Source organism: Photorhabdus sp. HUG-39 (genome assembly GCF_963878365.1).
Lineage (GTDB): Bacteria > Pseudomonadota > Gammaproteobacteria > Enterobacterales > Enterobacteriaceae > Photorhabdus > Photorhabdus kayaii.
Window position 1 is genome coordinate 36,430 of the sequence record NZ_CAWNWY010000010.1, and the last position, 16,236, is coordinate 52,665.

At 40.2% G+C, this 16,236-nt stretch carries 12 protein-coding genes and 2 pseudogenes; 7 read left to right on the top strand and 7 right to left on the bottom strand.

Annotated features, from left to right (window positions below; translation table 11 throughout):
- Positions 1-41 precede the first annotated feature (41 nt).
- Positions 42-905 carry a YicC/YloC family endoribonuclease gene (locus AAC155_RS08725; protein ID WP_113041822.1) on the top strand — a complete coding sequence of 288 codons (864 nt, stop codon included), beginning with the start codon at positions 42-44 and terminating at the stop codon, positions 903-905.
- A gap of 225 nt (positions 906-1,130) precedes the next feature.
- Here AAC155_RS08725 and AAC155_RS08730 read toward each other — a convergent pair whose 3' ends face one another.
- Both AAC155_RS08730 and AAC155_RS08735 read right to left on the bottom strand, forming a co-directional pair.
- Positions 1,131-1,409, bottom strand: coding sequence for an ATP-binding protein (locus AAC155_RS08730; protein WP_113041823.1), 279 nt, complete (start codon positions 1,407-1,409; stop codon positions 1,131-1,133).
- A gap of 13 nt (positions 1,410-1,422) precedes the next feature.
- Positions 1,423-2,367, bottom strand: a pseudogene (locus tag AAC155_RS08735) (site-specific DNA-methyltransferase); the annotation flags it as partial.
- Between the two features lie 198 nt (positions 2,368-2,565).
- Between AAC155_RS08735 and AAC155_RS08740 the strand changes: the two are divergent.
- Both AAC155_RS08740 and AAC155_RS08745 read left to right on the top strand, forming a co-directional pair.
- Positions 2,566-2,730, top strand: coding sequence for a type II toxin-antitoxin system Phd/YefM family antitoxin (locus AAC155_RS08740; RefSeq protein ID WP_113041824.1), 165 nt, complete (start codon positions 2,566-2,568; stop codon positions 2,728-2,730).
- 101 nt (positions 2,731-2,831) lie between these two features.
- Positions 2,832-2,975, top strand: a pseudogene (locus tag AAC155_RS08745) (type II toxin-antitoxin system death-on-curing family toxin); the annotation flags it as partial.
- A gap of 27 nt (positions 2,976-3,002) precedes the next feature.
- Here the strand turns inward: AAC155_RS08745 and AAC155_RS08750 are convergent.
- Positions 3,003-3,953 carry a hypothetical protein gene (locus AAC155_RS08750; protein WP_113041826.1) on the bottom strand — a complete coding sequence of 317 codons (951 nt, stop codon included), beginning with the start codon at positions 3,951-3,953 and terminating at the stop codon, positions 3,003-3,005.
- Positions 3,954-4,264: 311 nt separating this feature from the next.
- Here AAC155_RS08750 and AAC155_RS08755 point away from each other — a divergent pair, with 311 nt between their 5' ends.
- Complete coding sequence (locus AAC155_RS08755; RefSeq protein WP_113041827.1) at positions 4,265-5,740, top strand: DNA translocase FtsK; 1,476 nt, start codon at positions 4,265-4,267, stop codon at positions 5,738-5,740.
- A 245-nt stretch (positions 5,741-5,985) separates the two neighbouring features.
- On the opposite strand, the gene AAC155_RS08760 is transcribed toward AAC155_RS08755, so the two are convergent.
- The 3 genes from AAC155_RS08760 to fdhD all read right to left on the bottom strand — a co-directional run bounded on the left by AAC155_RS08760 (position 5,986) and on the right by fdhD (position 9,890).
- Positions 5,986-7,203 (bottom strand): MFS transporter, encoded by a 1,218-nt coding sequence (locus AAC155_RS08760; protein ID WP_113041828.1) that lies wholly within the window; start codon positions 7,201-7,203, stop codon positions 5,986-5,988.
- Between the two features lies 1 nt (position 7,204).
- Positions 7,205-8,170, bottom strand: coding sequence for a carbohydrate kinase family protein (locus AAC155_RS08765; protein ID WP_113041829.1), 966 nt, complete (start codon positions 8,168-8,170; stop codon positions 7,205-7,207).
- An 889-nt stretch (positions 8,171-9,059) separates the two neighbouring features.
- On the bottom strand, positions 9,060-9,890 hold the full coding sequence (gene fdhD / locus AAC155_RS08770; RefSeq protein WP_113041830.1) for a formate dehydrogenase accessory sulfurtransferase FdhD: 831 nt from the start codon (positions 9,888-9,890) through the stop codon (positions 9,060-9,062).
- A 181-nt stretch (positions 9,891-10,071) separates the two neighbouring features.
- Between fdhD and fdnG the strand changes: the two genes are divergently transcribed.
- Genes fdnG through fdoI form a run of 3 tightly spaced genes read left to right on the top strand, consistent with a single transcriptional unit; the run spans position 10,072 to position 14,697 of the window.
- Positions 10,072-13,119 (top strand): formate dehydrogenase-N subunit alpha, encoded by a 3,048-nt coding sequence (gene fdnG / locus AAC155_RS08775; RefSeq protein WP_146748074.1) that lies wholly within the window; start codon positions 10,072-10,074, stop codon positions 13,117-13,119.
- A gap of 10 nt (positions 13,120-13,129) precedes the next feature.
- Entirely contained in the window at positions 13,130-14,059 is a 930-nt protein-coding gene (fdxH, locus tag AAC155_RS08780; RefSeq protein ID WP_113041833.1) for a formate dehydrogenase subunit beta, read from the top strand.
- Positions 14,056-14,697 carry a formate dehydrogenase cytochrome b556 subunit gene (gene fdoI, locus AAC155_RS08785; protein ID WP_113041834.1) on the top strand — a complete coding sequence of 214 codons (642 nt, stop codon included), beginning with the start codon at positions 14,056-14,058 and terminating at the stop codon, positions 14,695-14,697. Before fdxH ends, fdoI begins: the two co-directional genes overlap by 4 nt.
- 380 nt (positions 14,698-15,077) lie before the next feature.
- On the opposite strand, the gene AAC155_RS08790 is transcribed toward fdoI, so the two are convergent.
- The gene (locus tag AAC155_RS08790; RefSeq protein ID WP_315901991.1) at positions 15,078-16,112 is read right to left on the bottom strand and encodes a methyltransferase; all 1,035 of its coding nucleotides are present in this window, start codon (positions 16,110-16,112) and stop codon (positions 15,078-15,080) included.
- Positions 16,113-16,236 lie beyond the last annotated feature (124 nt).

Sequence of the window (16,236 nt, forward strand, 5' to 3'; positions counted from 1 at the left end):
GTTATAATCTCTTAATCTTTTGTTTAAATTGGGAACGAATCATGATCCGTAGTATGACTGCTTTTGCACGGCGAGATATCAAAAGTGAATGGGGAAATGCGGCTTGGGAACTGCGCTCCGTTAATCAGCGTTATTTAGAAACTTATATCCGCCTACCAGAACAATTCAGAAGCTTGGAACCGGTGATCCGTGAACGAATTCGTTCCCGTCTGACTCGCGGAAAAGTTGAGTGCAACTTACGTTTTGAACTGGACTCACGCTCTCAAGGCGAACTTATCCTGAATGAAACTTTAGCAAAACAGCTAGTCAATGCAGCGAACTGGGTCAAACAACAGAGCAACGAAGGTGAAATCGATCCTGTTGATATTCTGCGTTGGCCTGGCGTTATGGCAGCAGAAGAGCAAGACTTAGATGCTATCAGCACTCAATTGTTGCAAGAACTGGATACAACACTGGATGCCTTTATTCAAAGCCGTGAAGCCGAAGGCAATGCACTCAAAATTATGATTGAACAACGTTTGGACGCGGTGATCGAAGAAGTCAGGAAAGTTCGCCAACAAATGCCTGAAATCATGCAATGGCAGCGGGAACGCCTGCAAACCAAATTAGAAGAAGCACAAGTACAGCTCGAAAATAACCGTCTTGAGCAAGAGTTAGTTTTACTGGCTCAACGTCTTGATGTGGCAGAAGAGTTAGATCGTCTCGATGCCCACGTCAAAGAAACCCGTAATATTCTAAAGAAAAAAGAAGCGGTCGGCCGCCGCCTGGATTTTATGATGCAGGAATTCAACCGCGAATCTAATACACTTGCCTCCAAATCTATCAACGCCGATATCACTAACTCCGCTATTGAATTGAAGGTGCTAATCGAGCAGATGAGGGAGCAGATTCAGAATATTGAGTAAGGTTTCAGACAAATTCATAAAGTCTCATAACATTTCACCATTGCCACTAAGTCCGCGTAATTGCGGACTTTTTTAACACCACAAGGTCTCATATAATTTCATTACTGCACATACTTGGGGTGTACTTCATTCTTGACGGTTTCTCTACAAAAACTAGTACTACAGCCGTAGATACCAGAAAGTTGCATTTTCCTTGATGCTCACAACTCTGAGAAACCGCATGAATTAAGCTTTTCTATGGGTGTCTTTTCTGTTGAAAAAAGTAAGTACGGCTGTAGCACTAGCAATATGAAACAATTTTTTAACATCTTCATAATCCATTCCTAAACCATCATCACTAATAGTTAATAAACACTTTTGAGTATCAATCTTTATATCTATCTTCCTTGAAAAGGCATCATAAGAATTCTTTGTTAGCTCATTGAGAGCAAATATATTAGAAGGAATCTTAATTGATAGTTCGTCTATTATTCGTCCATCAAACCTTAAACCAATTGAGGTCATAAAATTACTCCTGTTAGCTTTTAGCTAAACATTTTCTCATAATTAAAATTAATTCTTTATCCATCGTATCAGCAACACGATTACGTTTTGCCATTCTTTTATTATGAATTTCCCTATCAAGTTGATAAATATATTTGCAACCTTTATGCTCCAATAGCTCTCTCATGATCTTATCTAATGGTATTTCTATATTGGATATTCTGCGATTTCCCAGAGTCCATATCATATATGCATTACTTCTAAGATTAGACAATGTATTGTCCAATGCTTTATCTAAGTCATAGATAAATGAAATCAATTTCTTTATGTTTTTTTCATTAACTAAACTTATTAACTCTACGGTTTCAACTAAAGATAATGACTTATTCTTAATGAATTCGTATTTTTCTTTCGCATCTTTTAATGAACCACCTAAACTTTTTGAGTCAATAGAACTCTTATTCTCAAGCAGGTCATTAAATTTTAATTGATCTATATCAGATCTATCAATCCACATTAATGGAAGATATGAATACTGACCATAAGTAACGGTTGTATGATTATCACCATAAGGAGGAGAACTAACAAGTAAATCGCATAAAGAAGTTTTCTTAGAAAGATTTGATGTATCAGCATGCCAAATTTCTACTTTACTCTCTGATTTTGATCTTTTTATCATTCCTAATGATTTTAGTAATTCTTTTTGTTCTTTTATGTTTTCAATATTTTTAATAAGGTTTTTTTTAAAGACAACTAATGCAGAAGGAATTAATTCGATTTTTTCGTCAGTTTTTATATGTAACTTAAAAGTTGAACTCCGCGAATTACATACAGTTCTGACCATATTACTCATTGATAACCAGAAAATTTTTCTTGCCCATTTAGACGGCTCCGATTTTATCGTTCTATAAATAACACTGAGTTCTATTTGGATTTTTTTTGTAAACCACTTATCTATACCACCAAAAGAAACCGCAATAATTTCTTAGCCTGGTTTATCTATGGGGGAATAACCCGATTATTATGGCGATCACGTATCCGCAAATACCCGCATGTAGCTGCCAAAAGCGTATCATTAACGCATGGAGTAGATATCCAGTATCTCATTGATTTGTATTGTGAGAATCTCACTACTCCAGAGTGAACATTGATAACCAAACACCTCAAGATAAGCAACATGCGCACATACACATCAACCCAAGCCAGAGCTAATATTTCAACTGTGTTGGACACAACTGTCAACGGTGAGCCGGTTGAAATCACCCGCAGAAACGGCAGCGCCGCTGTGGTAATTAGCAAAGTTGAATATGAGAATTATCGAAATGCTAAACTGGATACCTAATTTGATCACATTATGCAGCGCCATAGGTATACTGTAGAGGCGTTAACTTACCGATGATTTGGGTGAATGCTCAGGAAATTATCGCATCCCACAATTGTATACTTCATCGTAATGGCATACAAATCTTCGATAACGACAATACACTGGAAAATCTAACTGTAGATGTCGCTACTGGTGAAAAAAGCATCAGCCAGCTGGCACAACATTTACGGCAGTTGGTAGAAAACACTGGTTCACTCAGCTAAGTAACCCTGTTTTTCCCGTACTTAAATTTAAACTTTTCTTTTAGGAATAGGATTATCCACATTAATATCAATATAGTCTAAGTTATCAACATAGAAATTAACATACTCTTTATTATTGATTTTCGATCTAACTATTTCAGGCCGACCATAAATAAAGACAAATGCTGTAGATTTTTGTGTCTGTATTATTTTTGACAACCTCTTGATGACAAGTTTTTTTACATGATATTTATCTATTAGCTTTTGGGATATAAAACAAGTTGTTTGTAGCAATTCACCATGTGAGTTTTTTATCTTTTTTTTAAATTTAATACGATATCCTTTACCTTCATACTTATCAATATAAGCCCAACCATAATATATAATTCCATACTCTGGCAACGAATCTATTTTCTGCTCCCAAATACATTTAAACACCCCAGGATATGGTATATCCATTCCAGATATATTCAACTTCCTATTTATTAACGTATCATCCTTAATATACCTTATATAACGACTTACGATAGTTCTAACTGAATAGACTTTCCCTATATTACCGATTTCTTTCAGATTAAGAGCGTATGACTTTGATAGATATTTATTCTGCTTATTCCCATGACTTTTAGTATCATCCTTCTTCTTAGATTCATAATAACTATCCGGCCGGTGAAGTATAAAAGAATCAACTATCGACTGATCAAGTGTCTTTTTCTCTCCTTGCTTAGCATTTTCAATGACACTTAATATTTTAAGAGGAACTTTTCTCTCTATTTCACAATTAGGATGATGTTTACCATAAATGCGATAATGAGGAACTACACGCATGTTCTGCATATCTTCATCAAGATTCGCGCAAGTAACCTGTGCAAGACAATCTTCGCCAGGACACATAAATAATTTTTTATTAGTAATTAATCCAGACCAATACAAATCATAAGCTCGATCAGGGTCGATATACTCATTTAATTCAATGCTATAAGCCACATCCAAAGACATATTTTATCACCATCGCATTATAATCATTCTGATAAGTTACCCCCAATCAGTTAAAAAATCTATAGTGTTTCTCTTATCTAAAAAAACTCCCCCTCACTTCCCTAAGTACAAAAATAATGAATAATTAACATAATTAATAAATATCAATTAGTTACGCTGTTAAAATTTACTATTGTCGCAGTAGCTACTTATTTTTAATGCTATACCGACGAAGTGACTATACTTATTGTAAGAAACTTTTAAGCAACACAATATCTTGAATGCTCTCTAGATTAGAGTAAAGTCTCCTAGATGTCAGAACAGAGGAATTTATGCCTAACACTATGATAAATAAATTTCCAACATTTGATTTATTACTCTCTCCGCCTATAAGTGTGCCTCAGGTAGCCAGTTTAGAACTAGCTAAAATGGCTGAATTAATAGAATCATGTCTGGCTGCTTATGACATCATGGTTCATGTAGAAAATATATCTCCAGGACCAGCGTATATTCATTTTGATTTACTTCCAGCACCCGGCGTTAAAGTTTCCCAGGTTATTAATTTATCTCACGATATAACACGCTCACTCTCTGCATCTACTATACAGATTGTGCCAATCATACCAGGGACACCCTATATTGGCTTAAATGTGCTTAGAAATTGTCGTGATACCATCTACTTACGTACTGTATTAGATTACGCTCAATTTAAAGAAATCGATTCTCATCTGGCAATAGCTTTGGGCAAAGATATTTCTGGAAACCCCGTCATTACAACTCTAACTGATATGCAACACTTATTAATTGGGGGAGCTACAGGATCGGGGAAGTCTACGTTTATTCATGCCATGATTCTTAGCCTACTGTACAAAGCCACTCCTATAGACGTTCGCTTTATCATGATTGATACGAACATGTTGGAACTTTCGGTTTACGAAAAACTACCCCATTCACTAACAAGAGTCATTAGCAATACGGAAGAAGCTGTTCACGCGTTACACTGGTGCCTCAATGAGATGAAGTGGCGTTATAAACTGATATCAGCACTTGGCGTACGTAGCCTAATTGAGTATAACCAGCGTGTACAACAAGCAATAGATCTGGGACATCCTATCCCTAATCCTTTCTGGATCCCCTCTGATGGAACAGATACGACATCATCAATGTTGATGCAACAACCCAATATTATTGTTGTTATCGATGAATTTTCCGATTTGATGCTTAAAGTGGGTAAAGAAGCCGAAGCATTGATCGTATCCCTCACTCAACAAGCTCATATTGCTGGTATTCATCTAGTGCTTGCTACCCGATATATCTCAGTTGATATCATAACCAACCTGATTAAAAGTAACATCCCCACACGGATTGCTTTTTCGGTATTCGACAAAACTGATTCACATATTATCTCAGGCCAGAATGGCGCTGAATTGCTGCCTGTAGGAGACATGCTTTACGTGGCGCCTCACTTGATTGAGCCGCTTCGTTTACACGGTGCTTTAGTTCATGAACAGGAAATACACTCTATAGTACAAGAGTGGCAAAAATATAGCCAACCTCAATATATTAAGATTACTTCTGCGAATGATTATGGAGCACCGGAGTTTGAGGATGAAGAGCTTGATTCACTATTTGAGCAGGCTGTCGTTTTTGTCATAGAAAAGCAACGAGCATCAATATCTGAAGTCCAACGTCAATTCCGGATTGGCTATAACAGAGCGGCACGTATTATTGAACAAATGGAAACCATTGGTATCATCAGTATGCCTGATAGTAATGGCAACCGGAAAGTACTAGTTCCACCATCATAAAAAACAAAGAACAAGTTACTTCTACAAATTACGTTTAGCCTTTTATCGTTGTATGCCAGTAATAGCATTAAAAGGTGCATTTGCGTGTCATGTTTATATTTCCTATTTTTATCGACACGTAAAGGTTTCATGTCGATAAAATCGAAAAATTTCGACATGTACTAGCCATATGTCGATAGAATCGACATATGGAAACCCATTCACGGCGCTGCGCTTATCGCATAACTAGGCAACATTAAGCCTGATTAAACTACGCTGCTACTTTCTCGGCTGCCTTCTCCGTTAAACATAAAAAACAGCGCGCCAGTCAGTAATATCAATCCACCAGATACCATTAAAAGAGATTGAATACTAATATAGTCAGCAATTGGGCCAAACAGCACCATTCCTAATGGCAGAGAGCAAGACAAAGCGATCTGAACTAAACTAAATACCCTGCCCATCATCTCAGGTTCGACTCTTTCCTGAAAAACCGCTGTTATCGGTGCGTTAAAACAAGGTGTTACCACACCTAAAAAGACATTGAGTACTAAATAAAGTGGGAACCAATAGGCATTACCAAGAGCGATCATAAATATGCCAAAAAACGCGCAAGCTATCGCCGTTATACGCATTTTATTTTTATACTCACCCCAGAAAGAAATCAGCAATCCACCTAAAACCGCGCCAGCACTAAATGTCATTTCATTAATGGCTAAACGCCACGGCTCTTCCCCAAATGTTCTATTAACTAATAAAGGTGTCAAAAATGCAGCCGGACTAATCAAAAAGCAGACACAAATCAGAAAAATCAAAAGATTTCTGATTAATTTATTCTCTTGCAGATAACGGAAACCCGCTAAGATTGCCTGAAATTTATTATCCGGCATGGAATCAGAAGCAATTTTAGGAATAGGGATAAACGCAACAATGCTGATGCCGATAATAGCAGTCGTTACGTCTACTAAAAAAATATTTTCCATTGAAGTTTGAGAATATAAAAAGCCACTGATAGCAGGAGATGCCAACATCATCAGTGAAGTCAAAGAAGTATTAATACCATTGACCCGCAGCAATTTATCTTTCGGCACGAGTTGCGGAATAATAGCATTAACAGCCGGCATCTGGATGCCCGTCCCGAACGAGCGGACAATCAGTGCGACAAATAACAACTCAATGCTCTTAAATCCGAACATAAAAGAGATTGCCAAACTAAGAGTGACTAATGCAATTAACGCATCAGAGGCAATACTGAGCAGCTTACGGTTGTAAGTATCCGCCCAAACCCCCGCAAATAAAGAGATCAATACCTGAGGAAGAAATGCGCAGAGTACCGAAATAGCCAGCATTTCTCCCGATGAAGTACTCAGGGTGATATACCAGACGATAGAGAACTGGACAATGGAAGAACCTAGCAAAGAAATGGTTTGAGCTGATAAAAATAAAGCCGTTTTGCGTTTCCAACCTGGAAGTAATGCACTCATTTTAACTACGCCCCTTAAAATCTAAGAGGCGCAGAGTCTGAAAATAATTATTCAAACAAAACTCCTCTAGTTCTTTTATTGTTGGTGCACCAGCAGCACCAGAACGGTTGACGACAATAGCAGCAACACGATTACCAAGTTCAACAGCATCTCTCAACGACATTCCCTGAGATAATCCCGCAAGCATGCCACTACTATGGGCATCACCAGCGCCGATGGTATCCATCACTTTCACTTTATAAGCAGCAACATATTCTGGCTCACGATAAGGCAGACATATCCACGTACCCTGTGAACCTAACCGGCAGATAATAGTGATTTTTCTTTCGCTGGAATAACGGCTAGCTTGGGCGACAGGATCACCTTCTCCGCACAATATAGCAACTTCATCACGGTTCAATGTCAGCATGGTCCGGTCAGCAGGTAATGCATTAAGAAAAGCGGAATCTATTTCTGGTAAACGTGGGCCAAAATCCAGTAATAACGTTTGCCCGTATGGTGACGCCAGTAACCAATTACACAAAATCGCCGTCGATTTACTCGCCATAACATAACCACTGGAGTAGATATACCCCCTTTCCGGCAAAACAATAGAAGAGAGCATTGCCGTACTCCAGTCAACTTCACAACCACTTACGGAGACAAAACTTCTTTCACCGTCCGGTTCAACCATTGCCAAACACCAACCATTATCAAGAGATGAATGGGTCAATGTGACCTCAAGCCCAAGGTCTTGCATCTCTTTGGTGATCTGCTCCCCCCAGTATCCATTACCAACCGGTATACCATTAATCACAGGGATTTGTAGGCGAACCAAAGCCCGAGCAACATTAAAACCAGAACCACCAATCTGCCGATCAATTTCTTTAGCTTCCTGATCTGCTCCACTCCGGGGAAGCCTCGGCAAACTAAGAATAATATCTCCCGCCGCCGCACCAATTACAGTAATCGGTAGTAAACCCGCCATCAGGCTCTCCCCTTACCGGCCTAAATATCAGCCATAGTCATATCAAATTGGAAAAGAAACAGATAAATCGCTTAGGAATGAAAACTTGCAGCAATTATTGCCGAATTTACATACATAAGAAATACTTATACTTTAACATTAATCGGGTTCAATAAAAGTTAACCTGTATCAATTATGTGATACCAACGTGATTGATCTCCAATTTATCGGTCATAGAGCGATGATAATCTCTGTATGAAACAATGACATGTAACCATTGTTGTCAAGCTATATGAAAACTCATGGAAAAAATTTATGTATTCATGAAATTAGCCTCATGAAGAAAACCAAAATGAATGAAAAAGCCAACATTTTTATCCGATTACTTCCCAAACATACTTTTATAATAAACAACAGCAAATAAAATAGCCCTACAGGGATACACAGTGAGTCGATTTTATTGTATTTTCAACGGCATGTTATCAGTGTAAGATAAATAAAAATTTAAGTTAAGAAATTAATTAAAATATAAAATTTATTTAGTTATTAGTAACAATTACTTAAAACATATTATCTATTTATGTCCATAAATATACCCAATGGATTTCAAGATGCATCGCGACGGCAAGGGAGTGAATCCCCGGGAGCATAGGTAACTATGTGACCGGGGTGAGCGAGTGCAGCCAACAAAGAGGCAACTTGAAAGATGACGGGTATAGTGCCGCTAGAGGTGGATATACAACAACAAATGGCTCATTACATTGAACCCAACTTATGGATGTTTCACAACTTGCATGCGTGATTTAGCATTATTGAGACAATCGCTGTTGATTTAAGATGAAAATAAACTTTTCATCTTAATCACAGCGGGGAATATGGGAACTCTTGATACTGCATATTTCTGGCTCACTTAACTTATTAATCTCTCAGCATGGGTATAAATCGTCGCTTTTCCGGGTTTACAAAAACCAACCAAGGTTAAATGACATCGGTCAGCGATTTCTACCGCCAATGAAGTTGCTGCTGAAACAGCCAATAAAATCTCAACCCCACAGGTGGCTGATTTTTGTACCATTTCATAACTGGCGCGGCTGGATACCAGAACAGCGCCTTGCTGCCAGCCTATTTTTGCCTTCATGCCTAGCATCTTGTCCAGTGCAACATGCCGACCTACATCCTCACATCCGCCCAATAATTTACCTTCTGGATTAATCCAACTTGCTGCATGAGTGCAACCTGTTAATGCACCGATATCTTGGACGCTAGTCAGTTGGGAGAGAGCATGATCAAGCTGGCTTAATGAAAAGGTTTGAGTGAAAGGCAACGGGGTGATCGGGCGAAAAATATCAGAAAGTTGTTCTGTTCCACAGATACCGCAACCTGTTCGTCCCGCCAGATTACGTCTGCGCTCTTTCAAACCCGCAAAACGGCGGCTAGAAAGTTCTATTTGCAACTCAATTCCACCGCTACAATGAGCGACAATATCAATACCACGAATCTCATGTTGAGATTCAATGATGCCTTCGGAAAGTGAAAACCCAATAGCAAAATATTCGAGATCTTTGGGACTTGCCATCATCACAACATGCGAAATACCGTTATAAACTAAAGCAACAGGAACTTCTTCTGCAATCCAATCAGCTTTTAATATGTCGGGATAGTGTTTTTGTTGCACGTTCGTTCTTTTTGCACCCTCAATCACACCAAATGGTAACAACTTCCCTGATTTTACGTTATACATTAGATGAGTTCCTAATAGTGTTACGGCACAATAATTGTGCGGAAAAAAGAGTCTATACTATTTGTCAGGCAATAAATCTGATCCCGCTACGGAAAGTGGTTTTAATAAGAAAGAACACATTTGAAATTTTTCCCATGATGGAATGGGTATTGTTTAAAACAATGTGAGTGAGGAGATTCCCATGCAAGTCAGCAGAAGGCAGTTCTTTAAGATCTGCGCTGGCGGTATGGCAGGTACGACGGTGGCAGCATTGGGCTTTTCACCAACCGCAGCCCTTGCACAAACACGTAATTATAAATTGTTGCGTGCACGTGAAACCCGAAATACCTGTACATACTGTTCTGTCGGCTGTGGGCTGTTGATGTACAGCCTTGGCGATGGCGCAAAAAATGCGAAAGCAACTATTTTCCATATTGAAGGTGATCCTGATCACCCGGTAAACCGTGGCGCACTCTGTCCTAAAGGGGCTGGCTTGGTGGATTTTATTCATAGCGAAAGCCGCCTGAAATACCCAGAATACCGTGCAGCAGGTTCTGACAAATGGCAACGTATTACTTGGGATGAGGCATTTGATCGCATTGCCAAACTAATGAAAGCAGACCGTGATGCTAATTTCATTAAAACCAATCAAGAGGGTGTAACAGTCAATCGTTGGCTGACGACCGGTATGCTGTGTGCATCTGCTGCCAGTAACGAAACAGGTTATCTATCGCAAAAATTTAGTCGCGCTCTCGGCATACTCGCCGTAGACAACCAAGCACGTGTCTGACACGGACCAACGGTAGCAAGTCTTGCTCCAACATTTGGTCGCGGTGCGATGACCAACCATTGGGTTGATATCAAGAACGCGAATCTGATCGTCGTTATGGGTGGTAACGCTGCCGAAGCGCATCCAGTGGGATTCCGTTGGGCAATGGAAGCGAAAATCCATAATAACGCTAAGTTAATCGTGATTGATCCGCGTTTTACCCGTACAGCATCTGTGGCGGATTTCTATACTCCAATCCGTTCTGGTACTGATATTGCCTTCTTGTCAGGTGTCATTTTATACCTATTGACCAACGATAAGATTAATCATGAATATGTTGAGGCGTATACCAACGCCAGTCTGATCGTGCGTGAAGATTACTCGTTCGATGATGGCCTGTTCAGCGGTTACGATGCAGAAAAACGTCAATACGACAAAACCAGTTGGAACTATGCACTGGATGAAAACGGCTTTGCTCAACGTGATGTCTCACTTAAACATCCACGTTGTGTATGGAATTTATTAAAAGAGCATGTTAGTCGTTACACGCCCGATGTCGTCAGTAATATTTGCGGTACGCCAAAAGAGGATTTCCTGAAAGTCTGTGAATATATTGCAGAAACTTGTGTTAAGGATAAGACCGCTTCTTTCCTGTACGCACTGGGTTGGACTCAACACTCAGTGGGTGCACAAAACATCCGAACTATGGCAATAATCCAGCTACTGTTGGGCAATATGGGGATGGCAGGTGGCGGGGTTAATGCATTGCGTGGTCACTCGAATATTCAGGGATTAACTGATTTGGGGTTATTGTCGCAAAGCTTGCCGGGATATCTGACGCTCCCCTCAGAGAAACAGGCTGATTTGCAAACTTATCTCCAAGCAAATACACCAAAACCAATGCGGCCGGGTCAAGTTAACTATTGGGGTAACTACCCAAAATTCTTTATCAGTCTGATGAAGAGTTTCTACGGAGATAATGCCCGTAAAGATAACGACTGGGGTTTTGACTGGCTGCCGAAGTGGGACAAAGGTTATGATGTTCTGCAATTTTTTGACATGATGTCGAAAGGTGAAGTGAATGGCTATATTTGTCAGGGCTTTAACCCGGTAGCTTCTTTCCCGAATAAAAATAAAGTCGTTGATGCACTGTCGAAACTGAAATTCCTGATCACGATCGATCCGCTTAATACTGAAACTTCAACTTTCTGGCAGAACCACGGTGAATTTAACGAAGTCGATTCATCCAAAATTCAGACAGAAGTTTTCCGCCTACCGTGTTGCTGTTTTGCAGAGGAAAACGGTTCAATTGTTAACTCTGGTCGCTGGTTGCAATGGCACTGGAAAGGGGCCGATGCGCCGGGAGAAGCCATCGGTGATGGCGAGATCCTTTCCGGCATCTTCAAACGTATGCGGGATATGTACCGCGCTGAAGGTGGTTCATCACCAGAGCCGGTACTGAACATGACTTGGGATTATTTCAACCCGCACAACCCCACATCAGAAGAGGTGGCTCAAGAGAGTAATGGCCGGGCGCTGGTTGATCTGATTGATATTGATGGCAACGTCATCGTGAAACAAGGTCAGCAATTAACCTCTTTTGCGCAGCTACGTGATGATGGCACTACCGCCAGTGGTTGTTGGATCTTTGCCGGAAGCTGGACGCCGGAAGGTAACCAGATGGCCCGTCGTGATAACGCTGATCCATCAGGATTGGGTAATACGCTAGGTTGGGCATGGGCATGGCCGTTAAACCGTCGTATTCTGTACAATCGCGCATCTGCTGATCCGCAGGGTAAACCGTGGGACCCAAAACGTCAGTTACTGACGTGGGATGGTATTAAGTGGGGTGGTGTCGATACTGCTGACTACAGCGTGGCTGCGCCGGAAACGGATGTTGGTCCCTTTATCATGCAACCGGAAGGTATGGCGCGTCTGTTTGCTATTGATAAGATGGCTGAAGGGCCATTCCCTGAACACTATGAGCCTTTTGAAACACCATTGGGGACCAATCCGTTGCATCCGAATGTGGTATCCAACCCAGCAGCCCGAGTGTTCAAAAGCGACTTTGAAGCAATGGGTAAGGCAGATAAATTCCCTTATGTAGGAACGACTTACCGCTTGACGGAGCATTTCCACTATTGGACAAAACATGCATTGTTGAACTCGATTATCCAACCTGAACAGTTTGTGGAAATCGGTGAAAAACTGGCGGAAAAGAAAGGCATCAAACACGGTGATACCGTCAAAGTTAGCTCTAATCGTGGTTACATCAAAGCGAAAGCGGTTGTCACCAAACGTATTCGTACCCTGAATGTACACGGTCGTGAAGTAGATACTATCGGTATTCCGATTCATTGGGGCTTTGAAGGGGCTGCGAAGAAAGGCTTTATTGCCAATACGTTGACACCATTTGTTGGTGATGCGAACACACAAACGCCTGAGTTCAAAGCGTTCCTGGTTAATATAGAAAAGGTGTAAGGGAGAAATCATGTCATTGCAAACTCAAGACATCATTCGTCGCTCTGCCACAAATTCTTTTACTCCTGCACCACGGGTGCGGGATGACCAAGAGGGCGTTGCAAAACTGATTGATGTAACAACATGTATCGGTTGTAAAGCTTGTCAGGTGGCCTGTTCTGAGTGGAACGATATTCGTGACGAGATCGGTTATAACGTTGGTGTTTATGATAACCCGGCGGATTTAACCGCTAAATCATGGACCGTGATGCGCTTCTCAGAAGTTGAAGAGAACGGCAAACTGGAATGGCTGATTCGTAAAGATGGTTGTATGCACTGTGCTGATCCGGGTTGCTTGAAAGCTTGTCCAGCCGAAGGGGCGATTATCCAGTATGCAAATGGGATTGTTGATTTCCAGTCTGAACACTGTATCGGCTGTGGCTACTGTATCGCGGGTTGTCCGTTCAATGTGCCACGGATCAACAAAGAAGATAACCGGGTATATAAGTGCACTCTGTGTGTTGACCGCGTGAATGTCGGCCAAGAGCCTGCCTGTGTGAAAACCTGTCCGACTGGCGCAATCCATTTTGGCAGTAAAAAAGCCATGAAGGATTTGGCGGCTGAACGGGTGAGTGAGTTGAAAGGCCGTGGTTATGAGAATGCGGGTCTGTACGATCCTGATGGTGTTGGGGGTACCCATGTGATGTATGTACTTCACCATGCTAACAAGCCACAGCTATATCATGGCCTACCGGACAATCCCGCGATCAGCCCGACCATCACCTTCTGGAAAGGTATCTGGAAACCGCTGGCCACGGTGGGATTTGCTGCCACATTCGCTGCCAGCCTCTTCCATTATGTGGGAATTGGACCAAACCGGGTAACGGAAGAAGACGAGGAAAATGCGCGTCGTGATACCGAGCCTTCACAGAAGTCAGCCAATGGGGAGGAGCCGCGATGAAAGGCAGGAAAGATATTATTATCCGTCACTCACCGGTTGAGCGAGTAAACCACTGGGCGGTGGTGCTCTGTTTTCTATTTACCGCCATTAGTGGATTAGGATTCTTTTTCCCCTCTTTTAACTGGCTGATGAATATCTTCGGTACGCCGCAATTGTCACGGATTTTGCATCCATTTGTCGGTTCAGCGATGTTTATTTTATTTATCTTTATGTTTTTCAGATATTTTAAACATAACTTTATCGACAAAGATGACATTATATGGCTAAAAAACATCCATAAGATTGTAAAAAATGAGGAAGCAGGTGATATTGGTCAATATAACTTAGGTCAAAAAGGGGTTTATTGGTCTATCAGTATTTTCCTGATATTACTCGCTGTCAGTGGTGTTATTATTTGGCGCCCCTATTTTGCTGATCTCTTCTCTATTCCGATAATTCGAATTGCGCTTCTCATTCATTCAATGTCAGCTATTGGTTTAATCTTGACGATTATGATTCACGCTTATGCGGCATTCTGGGTGAAAGGAACTCTTCGAGCAATGGTTGAAGGTTGGGTAACCCGTGGATGGGCGAAGAAACATCACCCACGTTGGTATCGTGAAGTAATGAAACAAGAACAACAAGAAGAGAAACGTTAATGCGTTTCGAATATAATCATCAAAGCAGGATAATCATATCCTGCTTATTGTTGATTAAGTATTATACCCGTCATCTTTCAAGTTGCCTCTTTGTTGGCTGCACTCGCTCACCCCAGGAACATAGTTATCTATGTTCCTGGGGATTCACTCCCTTGCCGTCGCGATGCATCTTGAAATCCATAGGGTATAGGTTTAATATTTTTATTTAATTTATTCTTTTATCATAAATCTTTAAATTAAATTCACTTTCTATTTTAATCTATATATTTCTTTAATATAAAAAAGCATCAAAAAATTTTGATGCTTTATTTTATATATTCACGACTCAAAAACACAATATCATATAATCATCTTTGGGAATAATCTGTAGTTCCTACAATTTATTTTATCCGTAGTTTGATAAATGAATATGGTGAATATGATTGATCTATAACTTTAGTCTCTTGAACGACAAATCCAGCTTGGTTAGCCAGATATTCGAATTCAGTAAAACTACGTTCTTTCCCTGAAAATAACACATCCATTAATATATCGAAAGATCTAGAAAATTCTGGCTCTTTCACCATATTTATCAATAACAGAGATGAATTTTTATCCATTGCTTTGCGGAAATTCTCCAAAATGAGTATTGAGTCACTATCGGACCAATTATGGAGAATATTTTTTAAAATATACAAATCATAACCCGATGGAACTGACTTTAGAAAATCTCCATTGATAAAATCTATATTGTCAGAAACGGGAAGTTCATTATATCTATCCAACACAGCGTAATATTTTCCTTTTACCTTTTCACTGATTCTTGCTAAAAGTTCCCCTTCTCCCCCTCCAACATCTAATATTCTATTGTGCTGATTAAAATCATAAATACCAAGTAACTTCCCAACGATTAAATTTGAGACTCTTGTCATTAAAGCATCAAAATTTGATTTGAGAAATTTGTTACCATCCAGATATTCAAAGAATGGCTTGCCATGTGCCATTTCAAATGCCGATTTGCCATCATCTTCAAATAGGGATTTTCCATACATTAACCAAGCGTTACTGTAATATGAGCAAATTTCAAGCTTTATCATGAATGACTCAAAACTTTCAGGATCGGCAAAAACATGACACTCATCAGAAAGCCTGAATTTATTATCGTTACTAACCAATACTCCCATTTCAACTAAGAAATCACATAATCGACTAAACCGAGCATAATTAACACCAGATTTACGGGAAAGCTCGCTTATATCGACATAAACTCCATCTTTAAAGTGAGTAGATAATCCGGTATCAACAAAAGCATGAATTGCAGCTGATCTTCTATTTGATGCAATCAGTTCAGTTAGCATTAAGCCATCCTTTATATCTGTATACCCGTCATCTTTCAAATTGCCTCTTTGTTGGCTGCACTCACTCACCCCGGTCACATAGTTATCTATGCTCCCGGGGATTCGTTCCTTTGCCGTCGCGATGCATCTTGAAATCCATAGGGTATATATTATGAAAAAATTAAGTATTTTATCCAAAATCCAAGAAATAGCATGATGATAA

Excerpts from the sequence above, each read along its gene's own strand:
- AAC155_RS08725 (WP_113041822.1), top strand. The coding sequence starts at position 42 with ATGATCCGTAGTATGACTGCTTTTGCACGGCGAGATATCAAAAGTGAA.
- fdhD (WP_113041830.1), bottom strand. The coding sequence starts at position 9,890 with ATGTATAACGTAAAATCAGGGAAGTTGTTACCATTTGGTGTGATTGAG.
- AAC155_RS08740 (WP_113041824.1), top strand. The coding sequence starts at position 2,566 with ATGCGCACATACACATCAACCCAAGCCAGAGCTAATATTTCAACTGTG.
- AAC155_RS08760 (WP_113041828.1), bottom strand. The coding sequence starts at position 7,203 with ATGAGTGCATTACTTCCAGGTTGGAAACGCAAAACGGCTTTATTTTTA.
- AAC155_RS08755 (WP_113041827.1), top strand. The coding sequence starts at position 4,265 with ATGCCTAACACTATGATAAATAAATTTCCAACATTTGATTTATTACTC.
- AAC155_RS08730 (WP_113041823.1), bottom strand. The coding sequence starts at position 1,409 with ATGACCTCAATTGGTTTAAGGTTTGATGGACGAATAATAGACGAACTA.
- fdxH (WP_113041833.1), top strand. The coding sequence starts at position 13,130 with ATGTCATTGCAAACTCAAGACATCATTCGTCGCTCTGCCACAAATTCT.
- AAC155_RS08765 (WP_113041829.1), bottom strand. The coding sequence starts at position 8,170 with ATGGCGGGTTTACTACCGATTACTGTAATTGGTGCGGCGGCGGGAGAT.
- fdoI (WP_113041834.1), top strand. The coding sequence starts at position 14,056 with ATGAAAGGCAGGAAAGATATTATTATCCGTCACTCACCGGTTGAGCGA.
- AAC155_RS08750 (WP_113041826.1), bottom strand. The coding sequence starts at position 3,953 with ATGTCTTTGGATGTGGCTTATAGCATTGAATTAAATGAGTATATCGAC.